Origin of the sequence: Tardiphaga sp. vice304 (assembly GCF_007018905.1) — a bacterium.
Taxonomy (GTDB): Bacteria; Pseudomonadota; Alphaproteobacteria; order Rhizobiales; family Xanthobacteraceae; genus Tardiphaga.
On sequence record NZ_CP041402.1, the window covers coordinates 44,778 to 62,203 of the forward strand.

General features: G+C 66.4%; 11 protein-coding genes. 6 read left to right on the forward strand and 5 right to left on the reverse strand.

The annotated features are described in order from the left end of the window. The first annotated feature begins 55 nt into the window (after nucleotides 1-55). The 3 genes from FNL56_RS00175 to FNL56_RS00185 all read left to right on the forward strand — a co-directional run bounded on the left by FNL56_RS00175 (nucleotide 56) and on the right by FNL56_RS00185 (nucleotide 5,371). Entirely contained in the window at nucleotides 56-3,409 is a 3,354-nt protein-coding gene (locus FNL56_RS00175; protein WP_143581700.1) for an SEL1-like repeat protein, read from the forward strand. Nucleotides 3,410-3,680: 271 nt separating this feature from the next. Continuing rightward, nucleotides 3,681-4,607, forward strand: coding sequence for a sulfite exporter TauE/SafE family protein (locus FNL56_RS00180; RefSeq protein ID WP_168202819.1), 927 nt, complete (start codon nucleotides 3,681-3,683; stop codon nucleotides 4,605-4,607). Beyond that, complete coding sequence (locus FNL56_RS00185; protein ID WP_143571106.1) at nucleotides 4,604-5,371, forward strand: TIGR02186 family protein; 768 nt, start codon at nucleotides 4,604-4,606, stop codon at nucleotides 5,369-5,371. The genes FNL56_RS00180 and FNL56_RS00185 overlap by 4 nt, the downstream gene beginning before the upstream one ends. 9 nt (nucleotides 5,372-5,380) lie before the next feature. On the opposite strand, the gene FNL56_RS00190 is transcribed toward FNL56_RS00185, so the two are convergent. The 4 genes from FNL56_RS00190 to FNL56_RS00205 form a co-directional block, all read right to left on the reverse strand. Continuing rightward, on the reverse strand, nucleotides 5,381-6,694 hold the full coding sequence (locus FNL56_RS00190; RefSeq protein WP_143581701.1) for an NRAMP family divalent metal transporter: 1,314 nt from the start codon (nucleotides 6,692-6,694) through the stop codon (nucleotides 5,381-5,383). Between the two features lie 77 nt (nucleotides 6,695-6,771). Further along, nucleotides 6,772-7,491 (reverse strand): ligase-associated DNA damage response endonuclease PdeM, encoded by a 720-nt coding sequence (gene pdeM / locus FNL56_RS00195; RefSeq protein ID WP_143571108.1) that lies wholly within the window; start codon nucleotides 7,489-7,491, stop codon nucleotides 6,772-6,774. An 85-nt stretch (nucleotides 7,492-7,576) separates the two neighbouring features. After that, nucleotides 7,577-10,300 carry a ligase-associated DNA damage response DEXH box helicase gene (locus FNL56_RS00200; protein ID WP_168202820.1) on the reverse strand — a complete coding sequence of 908 codons (2,724 nt, stop codon included), beginning with the start codon at nucleotides 10,298-10,300 and terminating at the stop codon, nucleotides 7,577-7,579. Between the two features lie 65 nt (nucleotides 10,301-10,365). Next, nucleotides 10,366-11,583, reverse strand: a complete 1,218-nt coding sequence (locus FNL56_RS00205; protein WP_143571110.1) for an ABC transporter substrate-binding protein — start codon at nucleotides 11,581-11,583, stop codon at nucleotides 10,366-10,368. Between the two features lie 310 nt (nucleotides 11,584-11,893). Between FNL56_RS00205 and FNL56_RS00210 the strand changes: the two genes are divergently transcribed. Continuing rightward, complete coding sequence (locus FNL56_RS00210; protein ID WP_143577302.1) at nucleotides 11,894-13,252, forward strand: outer membrane protein; 1,359 nt, start codon at nucleotides 11,894-11,896, stop codon at nucleotides 13,250-13,252. Between the two features lie 216 nt (nucleotides 13,253-13,468). Here the strand turns inward: FNL56_RS00210 and FNL56_RS00215 are convergent, their stop codons facing one another. Beyond that, nucleotides 13,469-14,395, reverse strand: coding sequence for a methyltransferase domain-containing protein (locus FNL56_RS00215; RefSeq protein WP_143577303.1), 927 nt, complete (start codon nucleotides 14,393-14,395; stop codon nucleotides 13,469-13,471). 95 nt (nucleotides 14,396-14,490) lie between these two features. Here FNL56_RS00215 and FNL56_RS00220 point away from each other — a divergent pair, with 95 nt between their 5' ends. Together FNL56_RS00220 and FNL56_RS00225 are read left to right on the forward strand one after the other, a co-directional pair. Next, nucleotides 14,491-15,531 carry a ligase-associated DNA damage response exonuclease gene (locus FNL56_RS00220; protein ID WP_143571113.1) on the forward strand — a complete coding sequence of 347 codons (1,041 nt, stop codon included), beginning with the start codon at nucleotides 14,491-14,493 and terminating at the stop codon, nucleotides 15,529-15,531. Beyond that, nucleotides 15,528-17,345 (forward strand): ATP-dependent DNA ligase, encoded by a 1,818-nt coding sequence (locus FNL56_RS00225; protein WP_143571114.1) that lies wholly within the window; start codon nucleotides 15,528-15,530, stop codon nucleotides 17,343-17,345. Before FNL56_RS00220 ends, FNL56_RS00225 begins: the two co-directional genes overlap by 4 nt. The last annotated feature ends 81 nt before the right edge of the window (nucleotides 17,346-17,426 follow it).

The window sequence follows — 17,426 nt, forward strand, 5'->3', positions numbered from 1 at the left end:
TCCGTCATCGGGACGTGCGGGGCCGGGAACAGGCTGAACAAGGCTCGGAACCGGAATGAATTCGCGCGTATCCTGGAATGTAGAAGGCATCGAGCCGTCGGTTCGCGAGCGGGCCGAAGCGGCTGCGCGCCGCGCCGGGATGTCGCTCGGCGACTGGCTGAACTCGACCATCGGCGATACGGCGCCGCCGTCCTTTACCTCACCGAACCAACGCGCGCGCACCGACCAGCCCCCGCTGATGCCGCGCCCGGCCTTGCCGCATCGCGAAGCCGCCGACGTCGCCGAGATCCACCACCGGCTCGACGCCATCACCCGGCAGATCGAACAATTTGCAAAACCCGTCGGCCAGGAACCCGGCGTCGCCCGCCAGCTCAACGACGCGATCTCGCGGCTCGACGCCCGGCTCTCGCAGATCAACGAAGCCGCGCCTGCGCCGCACAGCCACGACACCGTCGAGCGCGCGGCCGCAAAGGTCTACAACCCGACGCCACCGATCGATCCGTTCTCGCTGGATTTTGCGATCTCCGAAATCACCGCGCGGCAGAGCGAGCTCGACGGCGTGCCACGGAAGAATGCGCCGCCGATCGCACCGGCTCGCGCTGCCGCTGCCGCGCCTGTCGTGAACACATCTGCGATCGAGCGACAGCTATCGCATATCACCAGCCAGATCGACGCGCTGCAGCGCCCCGACACCGGCATCGAGCAGTCGATCGCCGCCTTCCGCTCTGAGCTCGCCGAAATCCGCAGCGTCGTCACCGAGGCGCTGCCGCGCCGCGCCATCGAGTCGCTCGAGAGCGAGATCCGCTCGCTCGCCCGGCGCATCGACGACAGCAAGCAGAGCGGCATCGACAATACGGCGTTGGCCGGCGTCGAACGCGCGCTCGGCGAAATCCGCGCCACGCTGCAGAGGCTGACGCCGGCCGAACAGCTCGCCGGATTCGACGACGCGATCCGCAACCTCGGCGGCAAGATCGACCTGATCGTGCGCTCCAGCGACGATCCCGGCACCATGCAGCAGCTCGAAGGCGCCATCGCCGCGCTTCGCGCGATCGTCTCCAACGTCGCCTCCAACGAGGCACTCGGACGTCTCGCCGGCGACGTGCAGTCGCTGTCGATGAAGGTCGACCAGCTGGCGCGCACCGACCAGCACAGCGATTCCTTTGCCGCGCTCGAAGCGCGCATCATGACGCTGACCACCGCGCTGGAAAACCGCGACAAGCCGCAGCCCGCGCCGAATTCCGAACATCTCGAAGGCGCATTAAAGGCGCTGTCGGACCGGCTCGACCATCTGCCGGTGGGCAATGACAGTTCGGCGGCGTTTGCGCATCTCGAGCAGCGCGTCTCCTATCTGCTGGAGCGGATCGAAACCACCAGCGATCCGCGCGCGGGCAATCTCGGCCGCGTCGAGGACGGGCTGCAGGACATTCTGCGCCATCTGGAGCGCCAGCAGGCGAGCTTCGCAGCACTGACCGAGGCCCGCAGCCTGCCGACGATGGACCCGGCGCTGGTCGATACCATCAAGCGCGAACTGTCCGACATGCGCTTCAGCCAGTCGGAGACCGACCGCCACACCCAGGATTCGCTGGAAGTCGTGCACGCCACGCTCGGCCATGTGGTCGATCGCCTGGCGATGATCGAAGGCGACCTGCGCAGCGTGAAGACCGCGCCGCCGATCCCGCACGCGCCGGTGGCGCGCGCCACGGTCAGCCCGACCACCATGGCGCCGCCGCCGCGCCCGCAATTGGCCAATCCCGTACAGCCCACCCCGCCCAAAGCGCTGCCGGTCGAACCGACCCCGGTGCCGCCGCAAGCCCGGTCCGGTCCGGTGGCGCAGTTCGATGCCGCGCCGCGCGAATTCGCGGCGACCGCCATCTCGCACGAGCCGGCGCCCGCCTTCTCGGCGCCGAAAAACGAGCTGCTCAAAATCGAGATCCCCAAAACCGAAACGCCCAAAACCGAGATTCCGAAGGCGATCAGCGACATTCTCGATCCGCCGTCGGCCGCCCGGATACCGCCTTCCTCCGACCGTGCGGCGGCCTCGCGACCGGCGGTCGATGCCCAATTGCCGCCGGATTTCCCGCTGGAGCCGGGAACCCGGCCGCAGGCCCGCGTCGGCACGCCGTCGGAACGCATTGCCGCCTCCGAGGAGGCGATCAGCGAAATCGTTGACGCCAAGGAGCAGGCCAACGCCTCCAGCTTCATCGCCGCCGCGCGCCGCGCGGCCAAGGCCGCTGCCGCGTCCGCCCCCGATCGATCGCGCCCCGCCGCGAAGCCTGCCGGCACCGAGGCCGGGGGCTCGACCATCAGTTCCAAGATCCGCTCGCTGCTGGTCGGCGTCAGCGTGGTCGTAATCGTGCTCGGCTCGTTCAAGGTGGCGATGACGCTGCTCGACAGCCCCTCGACGGCGCCGTTCATGCAACAGGCCCAGGACGCCGAGCCGCTCGAAGAAGCCGAGCCGGCGGAGCCCCAGAGCGCGCCGGCAGCGCCCGCCCCGGCCATGCCCTCCTTGACCTCGCCGACCCCGATGGGCCGGCAGTCGCTCAACGCCCAGGCGCCCGCCACGCAGCCCGCGCCGGCACCGCAAGCGGTGCCACAGGCGCCCGCCGTGCCCTACATCTCGCCGGACGTGACCGGCAGCATTACGCCCCCGCAGCCGCCGGTGGCCGGTGCCGTCCCGGTATTGCCGCCGAGCGGCCAGAAGCTTGCGACGGTCCCGATCCCCGCCAGCGAGAAGCTGCCCGACGCGATCGGCGGCGCGCTGCGTAGCGCGGCGTTGAAGGGCGACGCCACCGCGGCCTTCGAGATCGGCGCACGCTATGCCGAAGGCAGGGGCGTTGCCGTCAATTTCGACGAGGCCACCAAATGGTACGGCCGCGCGGCGGACGCCGGCGTGGTGCCGGCGATGTTCCGGCTCGGCACGCTGTTTGAGAAAGGCATGAGCGGCAAAAAGGACCTCGACGCCGCGCGCCGCTATTACCTGCAGGCCGCCGAGCGTGGCAACGCCAAGGCGATGCACAATCTCGCGGTGCTCGACGCCGATGGCGCGGGCCGCGGCGCCAACTACAAGAGCGCGTCGCTCTGGTTCCGCAAGGCGGCCGAACGCGGCGTCGCCGACAGCCAGTTCAACCTCGGTATTCTCTACGCCCGCGGTATCGGCGTCGAACAGAACCTTGCCGAATCCTTCAAATGGTTCAGCCTCGCCGCCGCCCAGGGCGACGCCGATGCCGGCCGCAAGCGCGACGACGTCGCCAAGCGCCTCGATCCGTCGTCGCTGGCGGCAGCGAAGCTCGCGATCCAGTCCTTCACGCCGGTAGGCCAGCCCGACGACGCCATCAACGTCCACGCCCCCGCCGGCGGCTGGGACGGCCCGGACGCCGCGAAAGCAACCGGCAAGCGCGCGGCGAAGTAGAAAGCACTGTCATTCCGGGGCGCGAGCGCGTTAGCGGCGAGCGAGCCCGGAATGACAAGGGGGTCGCAGGCCACCTGCATTCACCAAAACCGTTCACCACCTTGCGAAGTGCGTCATCGCGCCCGCCGAAAAACCTCGTCCATGAGGATTTCCTTAATCCGCTCCGGCGGCTAATCGGTTATGCAGGGAGCGCGGCGCGATCCGCGCGTCCGCCAAACATGCCGTGAGCGGTTTCGGCCCGTCTCGAGGCCCTATTCCGAAGCGAACGCGCGTGCAGCTGTATCTCCCGATCGCCGACATTCCCGTCAACGTGTTCCTGATCCTCGCGATGGGCGCCGCGGTGGGATTCGTGTCCGGCATGTTCGGGATCGGCGGCGGCTTCCTGATGACCCCGCTGTTGATCTTCGTCGGCATCGCGCCCGCCGTCGCGGTCGCCTCGGTCGCCAGCCACATCGCCGCCTCGTCATTCTCCGGCGCGCTGTCCTACTGGCGGAGGCGCGCGATCGACCCCGCGCTGGCCGCCGTGTTGTTATCCGGCGGCATCATCGGCACCGCGCTTGGCGTCTTCGTGTTCACGCTGCTGCGCAACCTTGGCCAGCTCGACCTGCTGATCGCCCTGTCCTATGTCGTGCTGCTCAGTACCGTCGGCGGGCTGATGTTCTGGGAAGGGCTGCGCGCCATCGTACGGGTACGCCGCGGCGAGACCATCCAGCTGCGCCGTTCGGGCAGCCATGGCTGGATCCACGGCCTGCCGCTGAAGATGCGCTTCAAGCGCTCCAAGATCTATCTGTCGGTGATCCCGATCGTCGCAACCGGCCTGGTGATCGGCTTCATCGGCGCGGTGATGGGCATCGGCGGCAGCTTCATCCTGATCCCGATCATGATCTACTGGCTGCGAATTCCGACCTCCACGGTGATCGGCACCTCGATGGTGCTGACGCTGGTGACCATGGTGTTCGCGACACTGCTGCACGCTGTGACCAACCATCTGGTCGATGCCGTGCTGGCGCTGATCCTGATGGTCGGCGGCGTCACCGGCGCGCAGTTCGGCGCCCGCGCCGGGCAGAAGATCCGCGGCGAACAATTGCGGCTGCTGCTCGGCCTGCTGATCCTGGCGGTCGGCATCCGCTTTGCCATCGAGCTGGTGATCCAGCCGGCCGACCTGTTCACCATCCGCGAGACCGGAGGTGCGGGATGAGGGCGCTCGCCGCGATCCTGCTGACGATGGCCTTCGCCGCGCCCGCGCAGGCCGAGCGGCTGATCGTCTCGGTGTCGAACCACCGCGTCACCGTGACGCCGAATTATGCCGGCGAGGAGCTGGTGCTGTTCGGCTCGGTCGAGAAGGACGACAAGACGCCGGCGGTCACCGGCAATTACGATCTCGTCGTCACCGTCTCGGGCCCGCGCGCCGACCTCGTCACGCGGCGCAAGGAACGCCGCTTCGGGATCTGGATCAACACCGACTCCCGCCAGTTCCTGAAGGTGCCATCCTATCTCTCGGTGTTCGCCAACCGACCGATCGACGCGATCGCGCCGCCTGACGTGCAACGCCGCCAGCAGCTTGGCCTGTCCAACGTGCTGCTGACGCAGCGGGTCGGCACCGACTATGCCGATGTGGTGGCGACCGACGCTTTCCGCAGTGCTTTCGTTCGGTTGCGCAGCGAGCACGGCCTGTATCGCGAAGCGACCTCTGCGGTCACATTCCTGACGCCGACCTTGTTTCGCACCGGCATCCCGCTGCCCGCGGAAGTGCCGATCGGCACCTATGACATCGAGATCAAGCTGTTTGCCAATGGCGCGCTGATCTCGAAGGCCGACACCGCCTTCGACATCGTCAAGGTCGGCTTCGAGCAGTTCGTTGCCAATGCCGCGCGCAACCACGGTCTGTTCTACGGCCTGGTGACGGCGCTGATGGCGCTGATGACCGGCTGGATGGCGTCCGTCGTGTTCCGAAGAGATTAGCGAGGGTCGCTACAGGAAGAACCCGACGCCCATCGCGATCACGCTCAGCGTCATGGCGGCGGTGGAGAGCCAGCCGAGCCAGTACAGCGGCCCCTTGATGGTGAACTGGCCCATCACCGCCCTGCGGCGCGACATGACCATCAGCAGGATCATCACGGGTACCGCGAGCACGCCATTGATCACAGCGCTCCAGTACAGTGCCGAGATGGGGTTGATTGGGGTGAAGTTCAGCCCGATGCCGATCGCAGCGGCCAGTGCCAGCACCGAATAGAACGCCACCGCCTCGCGCGGCTTGCGGTCGAGGCCGACACGCCAGCGGCGGCCTTCGCCCACCGCGTAGGCGGTCGAGCCGGCGAGAACCGGTATTGCCAGGAGGCCGGTGCCGACGATGCCGAGCGCGAAGATGATTTCAGCGAACGCGCCGGCGACGGGACGCAGCGCTTCGGCGGCCTGCGCGGAAGACTGGATGTCGGTCTTGCCGGTGGCATGCAGGGTTGCGGCGGCGGTGATGATGATCGACAGCGCGATCAGGTTGGAAAACGCCATGCCGATGATAGTGTCGGCGCGAATGCGCGAAAATTCCATGGCTGCCTGGAGCGGCGCCTTGATCAGCGGCTTCTTGTCGGGGTCGATGCGCTCGTCCTCGGTCTCCTGCGAGGCCTGCCAGAAGAACAGGTAGGGCGAGATCGTGGTGCCGAGAATCGCGACCACCGTGGTCAGATAATCCTCGCTCCAGGTGATGCGCGGCACGAGTATGCCGGACAGGGCTTCGCCCCAGTGCACCTTGGATACGGCGAGCGCGCCGACATAGGCGAACAGACACAGCGTCAGCCACTTCAGAACCGAAACGTAGCGCCTGTAGTCGAAGAAGATCTGTGCGGCGACAGACAGCACGCCGAACGCCACGACGTAGACGATACCCGGGCCGCCGATCAGGAGCTTGGTCGCATCGGCCATCGCGCCGAGATCGGCGGCGATATTGATGACATTGGCGACGAACAGCAGCAGGACGATGAAATTCAGCAGCAGCGACGAATAATGCCGGCAGACATTTCCGGCAATGCCGCGCCCGGTGACGCGGCCGACCCGGCCGGAGATTTCCTGGATCGCGGCCATCAGCGGGAAGGTCAGCAGCATGGTCCAGCCGATGCCGTAGCCGAGCTGCGCGCCGGCCTGGCTGTAGGTGCCGATGCCGGAGGGATCGTCGTCGGAGGCGCCGGTGATCAGGCCGGGACCGAGCGACTTGACGAAACCCTTGAAGCGAAATGTTTCCGGACGCTGCGCGTCGAGGTTCGCTTTGATCGTGTCTGCTTCGTCCGGCATTTCCAGCCCCTCTCCGCCAAATGCGGCAACGCATCGTCAAGGGTAGCGTTCTGCGATACGAACAGGCAACCGCTATTTCAGCAGCAGCGCGATGCCGCAATCGCATACAGACGTCTGTCACCGAGCACATGGGCGACGAAGCCGAGCGTCTGGAAGATTTTTGCAAAGGCGGCGTCGCGAATATTGAGCCCACCGGTGTAGGCGCCGAACGCCGGCATGACGGCGCGCAGGCCGTCGCTGGCAAAGCAGCGCCGCTCCATCGAGCGGCCGCGCGTCGTGACGCGCGCCTTGGGATGCAGATGGCCGGCGATCTCGCCCTGTGCGCCGGTCGGCTCGTGGCGAAAGGTGATCGGCCCGATTGCGACTTCGTCGGTGACGATGCCGCCGATGTCCGACGACAATGCGGGATCGTGGTTGCCGGCGATCCAGACCCAGTCGCGCCCCTTCTGCAATGCGGCGACGACCTCGCGATTCGCCAGCGTCAGCCGGTCGTGGGCATGGCGGTCATGAAAACTGTCACCGAGCGCGATCACCGTGCGTGGATCGTGCCGCGCGATCACCGCGCCGAGCCGGCCGAGTGTGGCAATGGTATCGTACGGCGGCAGCAGCACGCCGCGCATCGCGTAGCTCGAACCTTTCTCGAGATGCAGGTCGGAGACCACGAGCAGCCGCTGCTCTTCCCAATACAACGCACCGGAGAGATCGGCATGCAGCGTGACGCCGGCGATGCTGACGGTCGACTCCCCTCCCCCTTGCGGGGAGGGGTCGGGGGTGGGGGTTGCACGGAGCGCCGTCATATCATCAGAGCTCCGCATCTACCCCCCTCCCCGACCCTCCCCCGCAAGGGGGGGAGGGAGCGCACGGTCTGCGCATCAATTACAATTATCGCATCGCCTCGTTGACGAGTTCCTCGGCGGCTTCCGCCAGCAACTCGTCGGAGGCTTCGCCGTACACCTGTTCGCGGCCGATTTCCAGCATCACCGGCACCGCCAGAGGCGAGACGCGATCGAGTTCCTTGTGGACGATGCGGCCCTGGATCCGCACCAGCATGTCGCTGAGGCGGCGGATATCCAGCAATCCCGTCGCGGCGTCCGCACGCGCGGCGCGCAGCAGCACATGATCGGGCTGGTGCTTGCGCAGCACGTCGTAGATCAGGTCGGTGGAGAACAGCACCTGGCGCTTGGTCTTTTCGGCGCCGGTAAAGCGGGTGTGGATCAGGCCGGAGATCACCGCACAGGTGCGGAAGGTGCGCTTCATCAGCGCCGATTCGGCGAGCCACGCTTCGAGATCGTCGCCCAGCATGTCGGGGTCGAACAACGCGTCGAGGTCGAGGCGGCCGTGGCAGATCATGTGCGACATGTCGCCGAGGCCCCACACCGCCAGCGCATATTCATTGGCGACAAATCCAAGCGGACGCGCCCGCCCGCGCTCCAGCCGCCGCGTCAGCAGCATGCCGAGCGTCTGGTGCGCGAGGCGGCCTTCGAACGGATAGCAAACAAGATAGAATTTGTCGGCGCGCGGAAAGGTCTCGACGACCAGTTCGCGCACGCCCGGCACATGCGACACATGCGCCTGCAGCGACAGCCATTCGGCGACCTGGTCGGGCAGCCCCTTCCATGCCTGCTCGCTGTCGAGCAATTTGCGGACGCGCTCGGCGAGATAGGTAGAGAGCGGAAACTTGCCGCCCATATAGGACGGCACGCGGGCATCCTTGTCATTGGCCCGCGAGACGTAGACTTGGTCCTCGACCAGCGATTCGTAGCGCACCACCTCGCCGCCGAACACGAAGGTGTCGCCGACCACGAGATTCTCGACGAAGTACTCCTCGATCTGGCCGAGCATGCGCCCGCCGCGCGCCAGCGCGCCGGTGGCCCGCTTGCCTTTGCCGTTGCCGCCGCGCACCAGCCGCACCCGCAGCATGGTATCCTCGACGATGGTGCCGACATTCATGCGGTACATCTGCCGCACCTTGGGATTGGTGACGCGCCACCTTCCCTGCTTGTCCTGTTTGATGCGCGCGAAGCGCTCATAGCTCTTCAGCGCATAGCCACCCGAGGCGACGAAATCGAGCGTGTCATCGAAATTGGCGCGGGTCATCTCTGTGTAAGGCGCAGCGGTTCGGACTTCGTCGAACAGGTCATCGGCGAGAAACGGCGCGCCGCAGGCACAGCCCAGAATGTGCTGCGCCAGAACGTCGAGCGCGCCGGTCCGCAACGGCGGTGTGTCCTGCGCATTCTCGGCTACGGCATCGATGGCCACGGCGCATTCCAGCACTTCGAAACGATTGGCCGGCACCAGCACCGCCCGCGAGGCTTCGTTGAGGCGATGATTGGCACGGCCGATGCGCTGCATCAGCCGCGAGGCGCCCTTGGGCGCCCCGACATTGATGACCAGGTCGACATCGCCCCAGTCGACGCCGAGATCGAGCGAGGAGGTGCAGACCACGCCCTGCAGTTTTCCCGCGGCCATCGCGTCCTCGACGCGGCGGCGCTGGCCGACATCGAGCGAGCCGTGATGCAGCGCGATCGCAAGGTTGTCGTCGTTCATCCGCCACAGGTCCTGGAACAGCATCTCGGCCTGGCTGCGCGTGTTGACGAAGACGAGCGTGGTCCTGTTGGCCTTCACGAGGTCGTAAATCTCGCCGAGCGCATGGCGCGCGGAATGGCCGGCCCAGGGCAGCCGCTCCTTGGTGTCGAGCATCTCGACCACCGGCGCCGCGGCACCGCCGGCCGTGACGATGTCCGCGGACAGCACTTCGCCGTCCGTTTGCGGCACCAGGAAGCGCGCCAGCGATTCCGGTTCGGCGACGGTGGCCGACAGGCCGATGATACGCATGTCGGGCGCCAGCTTCCACAGCCGCGACAGCCCGAGCGACAAGAGGTCGCCGCGTTTCGAGGTCACCAGCGCGTGCAACTCGTCGAGCACGACGCGCTTCAGCGAGCCGAACAGGAACGGCGCATCGTCGGACGATAGCAGCAGCGCGAGCTGTTCCGGCGTGGTGAGCAGAATGTCCGGCGGATATTTGCGCTGCCGGGCGCGGCGCGACACCGGGGTGTCGCCGGTGCGGGTCTCGACCCGGATCGGCAACCCCATTTGCGCGATCGGCGCCTCCAGATTGCGCGCAATATCGACGGCCAGTGCCTTCAGCGGCGAGATGTACAGCGTGTGCAGCCCGCGGCTCGACGTGACGCCACGCCCGGTCGAGACGAGGGACTTGCTTTGCTTCGTTAGAGCGACGGCGATCTGCTCCCCTCCCCCCGTGCGAAGCGAAGCTTCGCTCGGCGGCGAGGGGTCGGCGGTTGGGGTGCCGCGGGCGACGGCGCTTGTGGCCCCCCCTCCCCGGCCCTCCCCCGCAAGGGGGTAGGGGGCACTGAGCGCAGCGATTGGTGCAGAAACGTCAGCCCCGCTCAGCTCCACCAACGTCGGCAGAAATCCCGCCAGCGTCTTGCCGGCGCCGGTCGGTGCGATCAGCAATGCCGAACGGTTTTCACGGGCCTTTTGCAGCAGCGCCAATTGATGGTCGCGCGGCGACCAGCCCCGCGCGGCGAACCAGCGCGTGAAGATCTCGGGCAAATCGGACGGGGGATTTTTCTTTTTCGTGGCCACCGGAAACAGTTAGTCATCGCGCGCCGTCATTGCGAGAGACGTCGCAATGACGGCGCTGGCGCGGTCTACTGGCTGACCGGTTTGTCCGACAGATCCCAGTCGCTGCCGTTGAAGGTGCCTACATAGAGCGCGCTGACGGTGGTGTAGTCGGTCGGCGTGAAGCCGTAGGTGATGCCGGGCAGGAACACCGGTGCGCGGTAGCCGCTGAGGCTGGTGGCGTGCTTGAGCACGTTCTCGCGGGTCAGTTCATCGCCGCAACGGCGCAGGATCTCGGCCATCGTCACGCCCTGCGAATAGCCCTGGAACGCGATGGTGTTGTCGGGATCGACGTTCGGCAGATACTTCTTGCGCAGTTCCTGGAAGGCCTGCACGTCGGCATCGTTCTTCCATTTCTCGCTCCCGACTTCCTTGGTGTAGCTCATCGCGACGATCCCCTTGGCATTCTCGGCGCCGGCGGAATTGATGATCGAGCGGCCGCTCGAGGTCGAAACCAGGAGATGCAGCGGCTTCCAGCCGAGTTCCGCCACCTTGCGGATGGTCTGCGACGTCGCCTTGCCGGTCGAGATGTTGAAGAACGTGTCGGCGCCGGACTTGGCCAGGTTGATCAGCTGCGAATCGATGGTCGGATCGGTGAGGTCGTAGGAAGCTTCTGCCACGATCTTCGCCGTGCCGCCGGCCTCGACCAGCACCTCCTTGAACGCATTCATGTAATCGCGGCCGAATTCGTCGTTCTGGAACAGCACCGCCACCTTGGCGTTCGGGTTCTTCTGCAGCAGGTAGCGCGCGATAATGCGACCCTCGGTCGAATAGATCGGCAGCCCCGGCATGGTCCACTTGAACTCTTTCGGGTTGTTCCAACGCGACGCGCCGGTGTTCAGCAGCAGTTGCGGGACCTTCTTGCTGTTGAGATATTTCTGCACGGCCGATTGCGGCGCGGTGCCCAATGATCCGAACAGCGCCAGCACCTCGTCCTGCTCGACGAGGCGGCGGGTCGCCTCCACCGTCTTCGGCGCGCTGTAGGCGTCGTCCTGCGACAGGAACGTGATCTTGCGGCCGTTGATGCCGCCTTGTTCGTTCAGCATCTGGAAATAGGCCGCCTGGGTCCGCCCGATCACGCCGTACAGGGAACCCGGGCCGCTGTGGGGAATGGTCTGGCCGAGCTTGATCTCCGTGTCGGAGGCGCCGGGATCATATTTCTTGTCGGCGGCGAAGGCGGTGGATGCGAAAACGAGGGCAGCGGCAACGGCCGCGCTGCACAGGACGGACGGGTGACGCGAAAGCATCGAGGTTTCTCCCTGGGGCTGACCCGCCGGGGCGGGCCGCTTCAAAGCCGCCGCGTTGATCGCGGTCTGGCCGGCCGGCATCCTGTGCGGACCAGGGGATCTTGGCAATGGTCCGGGGGCGAAGCCTCATCGTTCTGGCCGCATGGAAGGGCGCACGGTTCCGAACATGCCGGCGGGCGTTTGAATGCGGAAAAAGGTATAATTTCGTCGCTTTCCCGGGCGCGCAATGTCCGTCACTGTGTCCCCCTAGATACAGCCAGCAGCCTCCGACTCCCGTAAGTTAACGGTTCAATTTGAACTGAGGTCGACCATGAAACGTATGATTGCCACTGGAGCGATGCTTGTTGCGACCGCTGTGAGCGCACAAGCCGCTGACATGGCCGCCAAGGCCCGCTACCTGAAGGCACCCGTGCTGGCCGTGTACAACTGGACCGGCTTTTACATGGGCGTCAACGCCGGCGTCGGCATCGGCCGCGACCGCACCGGCCACAGCTTCACCGGCGATTCGCTGTTCCTCGCCCCGCAGGGCGTCCTCGGCGGCGGCCAGATCGGCTACAACTGGCAGGGCGACTCGCTGCTCGGCCCGATCGTGTACGGCATCGAAGCCGACATCCAGGGCGCCGACATGAGCGACGGCCGCACCAACGTCACCGGCGCAGGCGGCCTGCGCACCGCCTACAGCTCCAAGGTTGACTGGTTCGGCACCGTTCGCGGCCGCATCGGTCTCTCGCAGGGCCCGGTTCTCAGCTACTTCACCGGCGGTTACGCTTACGGCAACGTCAAGACCTCGATCACCGAAGGCGGCGTGGCCGCATTCTCGAACGATCGCATGCAGGGCGGCTGGACCGTCGGCTCCGGTGTTGAAGCAGCGCTGGGCGGCAACTGGACCGGCAAGATCGAATATCTCTACTTGAACCTCGGCAACAAGACCGACGCCTTCACCGCCGTCGTGCCGCAGACCTTCAGCACCGAGATCCGCGAAAACATCTTCCGCGTCGGCCTGAACTACCGCATCAACGGCAACCCGGCGTACGCTCCGGTCGTTGCGGCGAACTGGACCGGCCTCTACCTCGGCGGCAACGTCGGTTCGGGCACCGGCCGCGATCGCAGCTCACTGACCTCAGTTGCGGGAGTCAACGAGCAGTTCAACCTGTCGCCCGACGGCATCATCGGCGGCGGTCAGATCGGCTACAACTGGCAGGCCGGCAACATCGTGTACGGCGTCGAAGCCGACTTCCAGGGTTCGTCCCAGAAGGACAACAAGACCACCGCGCTGACCGGACTGGCTTCCTACGACGCCACGCTGCCCTGGTTCGGCACCGTTCGCGGCCGTCTCGGCTACTCGGTCGGTCAGACCCTGTTCTACGCCACCGGCGGTTACGCCTACGGCAGCGTGAAGACCAAGATCAACGTGGCCGGCACCTCGAACAGCCTGTCCAAGACCCAGGACGGCTACGCCGTCGGCGGCGGCATCGAGACCCCGTTCAAACTGCTCGGCCTGTTCGGGCCGCAGTGGACCACCAAGACCGAATATCTTTACGTCGATCTCGGCTCCAGCACCGACCTGGTCGGCACCACGGGCTACACCTCGACCACCAAGGTCACGGAACACATCTTCCGCACCGGCGTGAACTACCACTTCAACTCCCCGATCGTTGCCAAGTACTAAGCCTCGCAACATCGCTGATAACGAAAACCCCGGCCTCGCGGCCGGGGTTTTTGTTTGGAGCGTGTTTGGCGTAGCCCGGATGAAGCCTTTGCCTTGAGCTCGCAGAGCGAAAGGCACAGGCGTAATCCGGGGCCGGCCCGTCCATAGAGACGCTTTCCCCGGATTGCGGCATCGCGGCGCTACGCGCCACGTTGCCTCCATCCGGGCTACGGCCCGCTACGTCTTGATCGCCACCACCACCATCACCGGCACGGGGACGTTGCCCTCGTTGCGCGTCGAGATGTGGTCGAGCCGGCACAGCGACAGGCCGGACGCGGCGATCGATGCCCGCACGTAGCTTTCGCTATAGGCGTAGCGCAGGCCGGCGCCAAGGATGACGCCAACCCCGCCATGGCTCTCGGCGGTGAAAGCCAGGAGGCCGCCGGGCGCCAGCACGCGCATCACCTGCGCCAGCACCGGGGCGAGGTCGTGCAGATAGATCAGCACGTCGGCAGCGACCACCAGATCGGCGCTGGCCGCACTCTGGCGGCCCAGGCCGTCAATGATCTCGGCGACTTCCAGCTCGGCATAGTGGCCCGTGGCGCGGGCGCGTTCGACCATCCGCGGCGACAGGTCGATGCCGGTCATCGCGCCGGTGGTGGCGGCAAAGGCTGCGCCGGCAAGGCCGGTACCGCAGCCGAGATCGATGCCACGGCGGAAACGCATCGCGCGCTCGGTGGCGGCGCAGACGGCGAGCACCGCCTTGAACAGCACAGCCGGCCCGCGATAGCCCAGCTTCTCCACCAAAGCGCTTTCGAATTTCGGCGCATATTGGTCGAACAGCGCCGTGACATAGGTCGGCGGCATGCTCGCCAACGGCCCGGCACCGAGCCGCATCAGGCGCAGGCCGGCGCCGTTGCGGTCGCCGGCGTCAGTATCCCTGGCATGGCCGAACGCCACGATCGCGCCGGGCAGATCGCCCAGCGCCTCGCGCACCTCGCCGAGCGTGAACCAGGCGGTGGCAAAGCCCGGCGCCAGATCGGTGGCCTGCACGAACAGGTCCTCCGCGGCGACCAAATTGCCCTGCACCTGCAGGTCGCGGGCATAATCGAAGCGGCGGTCGGCGTTCATATCGCCGGATGACATGAACAAGCGCGCGGGCATGCCGGGAACCGATCGCCCCGAGGGGCATTCGCAAGAGTCGCGATCACGAACTTGCCAAGGCTCGAATGAACCCCAAGGGGACCTATATAGCTGAGATGCGTCCACAAGATATTCTAATCCCGGTTCCCTCCGGCCTGTGCTGCAAGCCCGGCGGCTTTCATATCGACCCGGTCCGCCCGGTCGATCGCGCCGTAATCACCCACGGCCATTCCGACCACGCCCGCCCCGGCCACGGCCACGTGCTGGCGACGCAGGAAACGCTCGACATGATGCGGCTTCGCTACGGCGAGAATTTTGCCGGCTCGACGCAGACGATCGCCTATGGCGAGACGCTCAAGATCGGCGACGTCACCGTCAAATGTCATCCGGCCGGCCATGTGCTGGGCTCGGCGCAGATGGCGGTGACCTGCGAAGATATCTGCATCGTGGCGTCCGGCGATTACAAGGACGCCTATGACCCGACCTGCACGCCGCTCGAGGTGGTGCCGTGCGACGTGTTCATCACCGAGGCGACCTTCGGCCTGCCGGTGTTCCGCCATGGCGACGCGGCGCTCGAGGTGAAGAAGCTCCTGGCCTCCGTAGCGCTGTTCCCTGAGCGCGCGCATCTGGTCGGGGCCTATTCGCTCGGGAAGGCGCAGCGCGTCATCAAGCTGATCCGCATGGCCGGCTATGACGCGCCGATCTATTTGCACGGCGCGATGGAGAAGATCACGCGCTATTACGAAAGCCGCGGTATCGATCTCGGCGACCTCCGCATGGCCAAGGGCGTCAGGAAGGCCGACCTCGCCGGCACCATCACGCTGGCGCCGCCCTCGGCCACCACCGACGTGTGGACGCGGCGATTTCCCGATCCGGTCACGGCGTTTGCCTCCGGCTGGATGACGGTCCGTGCCCGCGCCCGGCAGCGCGGCGTCGAGCTGCCGCTGATCGTCTCCGATCACGCCGACTGGGACGGCCTCTGCGCCACCATCGGCGCCACCGGCGCCGGCGAGATCTGGGTTACGCACGGCCAGGAGGATGCGCTGGTGCACTGGTGCCAGACCAAAGGCCTGACCGCGCGACCGCTGGCTTTGGTCGGCTATGGCGACGAGGAAGAGGAGGAGGCGCTGCCTCCCGGCGAGAGCGCGGACGCATGAACCGCTTCGCCGAACTGCTCGATCGCCTCGCTTACGAGCCCGGCCGCAACAACAAGCTCCGGCTGGTGACGAATTATTTTCGCGAGACAAGCGATCCCGACCGCGGCTATGCGCTGGCGGCGCTGACCGGCGCGCTGTCGTTCAAGCACGCCAAGGCCGGCATGATCCGTGAGCTGATCGCCTCGCGCACCGATCCGGTGCTGTTCGAGCTGTCATACGACTACGTCGGCGATCTCTCGGAGACCGTCGCGCTGATGTGGCCGACAACGCCGCTCTCCCCTTCACCTCTCCCCGTTGGGGAGAGGTCGTCGAATGCCGTCAGGCATTCGGCGGGTGAGGGGGCGGGCTCGGAACTTTCTGATGAGGCCCCCTCACCCGCCGCGCTGACGCGCGCCGATCTCTCCCCAACGGGGAGAGGTGGAGAAAGTGCGCGCGGCATTACCACACGCCACAACAACCCGCCGCCACCAACGCTGACCGAAGTCGTCGACACGCTGCGAACGCTTGGCAAGGCCGAGCTGCCGGCGCAGCTCACGCGATGGCTCGATGAGCTCGACGAGACCGGGCGCTGGGCGCTGCTGAAACTGGTCACAGGCAGCATGCGGATCGGCGTCTCGGCGCGGCTCGCCAAGACCGCCGCCGCGGCGCTGGGCGACAAGGACCCGCACGACGTCGAGCTGATGTGGCCGGGCCTCGCGCCACCTTATCTCGAGATGTTCGACTGGCTGGAGGGCCGCGCCGACAAGCCGGTCAATCTCGACCCGGCGCCGTTCCGGCCGGTGATGCTGGCGCATGCCATCGAGGATAGCGACTTCGCCAATCTGAACGCCGATGATTTCGTCGCCGAATGGAAATGGGACGGCATCCGCATCCAGGCGAACAGCGGCCTGGGCGACGACGGCGGCATCGTCACGCGACTGTATTCGCGCAGCGGCGAGGACATCACCGGCGCATTTCCCGACCTGGTGCCAAGCCTGCGGCTGCCCGGCGCGATCGACGGCGAACTCCTGGTGTTGCGCGAACAGCGCGTGCAGTCCTTCAACGTGCTGCAGCAGCGGCTCAATCGGAAAGTCGTGTCGACGAAGCTGATGAAGGACTATCCGATCCATCTGCGCGCCTATGATCTGCTGCATGATGGCACCGACGATCTGCGTGAGTTACCGTTCGAACAGCGCCGCGCGAAACTCGAAGCCCACGTCAAACAGCTCGACGATCCGCGCATCGACCTGTCCGAGCAGGTCCCGTTCGCCGACTGGCAGACGCTCGCCGCCGCGCGCGCCGATCCGGTCAGTGCGGGCGCCGGCGAAGATGCCGACGCCGTCGAGGGCGTGGTGCTGAAGCGGCGCGATTCGGCCTACCTGCCGGGACGGCCTAAGGGCCAGTGGTGGAAATGGAAGCGCGACCCGCACATCATCGACGCCGTGCTGATGTATGCGCAGCGCGGCCACGGCAAGCGCTCGTCCTATTATTCCGACTACACCTTCGGCGTCTGGACCGCGACCGACGGCGTCGACCGGCTGGTGCCGGTCGGCAAGGCCTATTTCGGCTTTACCGACGAGGAGTTGCTGCAGATCGACAAATTCGTTCGCCGCAATACCACCGAGAAATTCGGCCCGGTGCGCCACGTCACGCACGAGCCGGACAAGGGACTGGTGCTGGAAGTCGCCTTCGAGGGGCTGGCACGCTCGCCGCGACACAAATCCGGCGTGGCGATGCGATTTCCGCGGATCAGCCGGCTGCGCTGGGACAAACCGCCCGCCGAAGCCGACCGGCTGGAAACGCTGGAGCGGATGCTGAAGGCGGAGCCGGCGTGATGTACGAAGTGCCTGACCCGCATACTGGTTTCCCATCGCGCCTGAACGGCCTATGATCGACACGCGATTTACGCCCAGGAG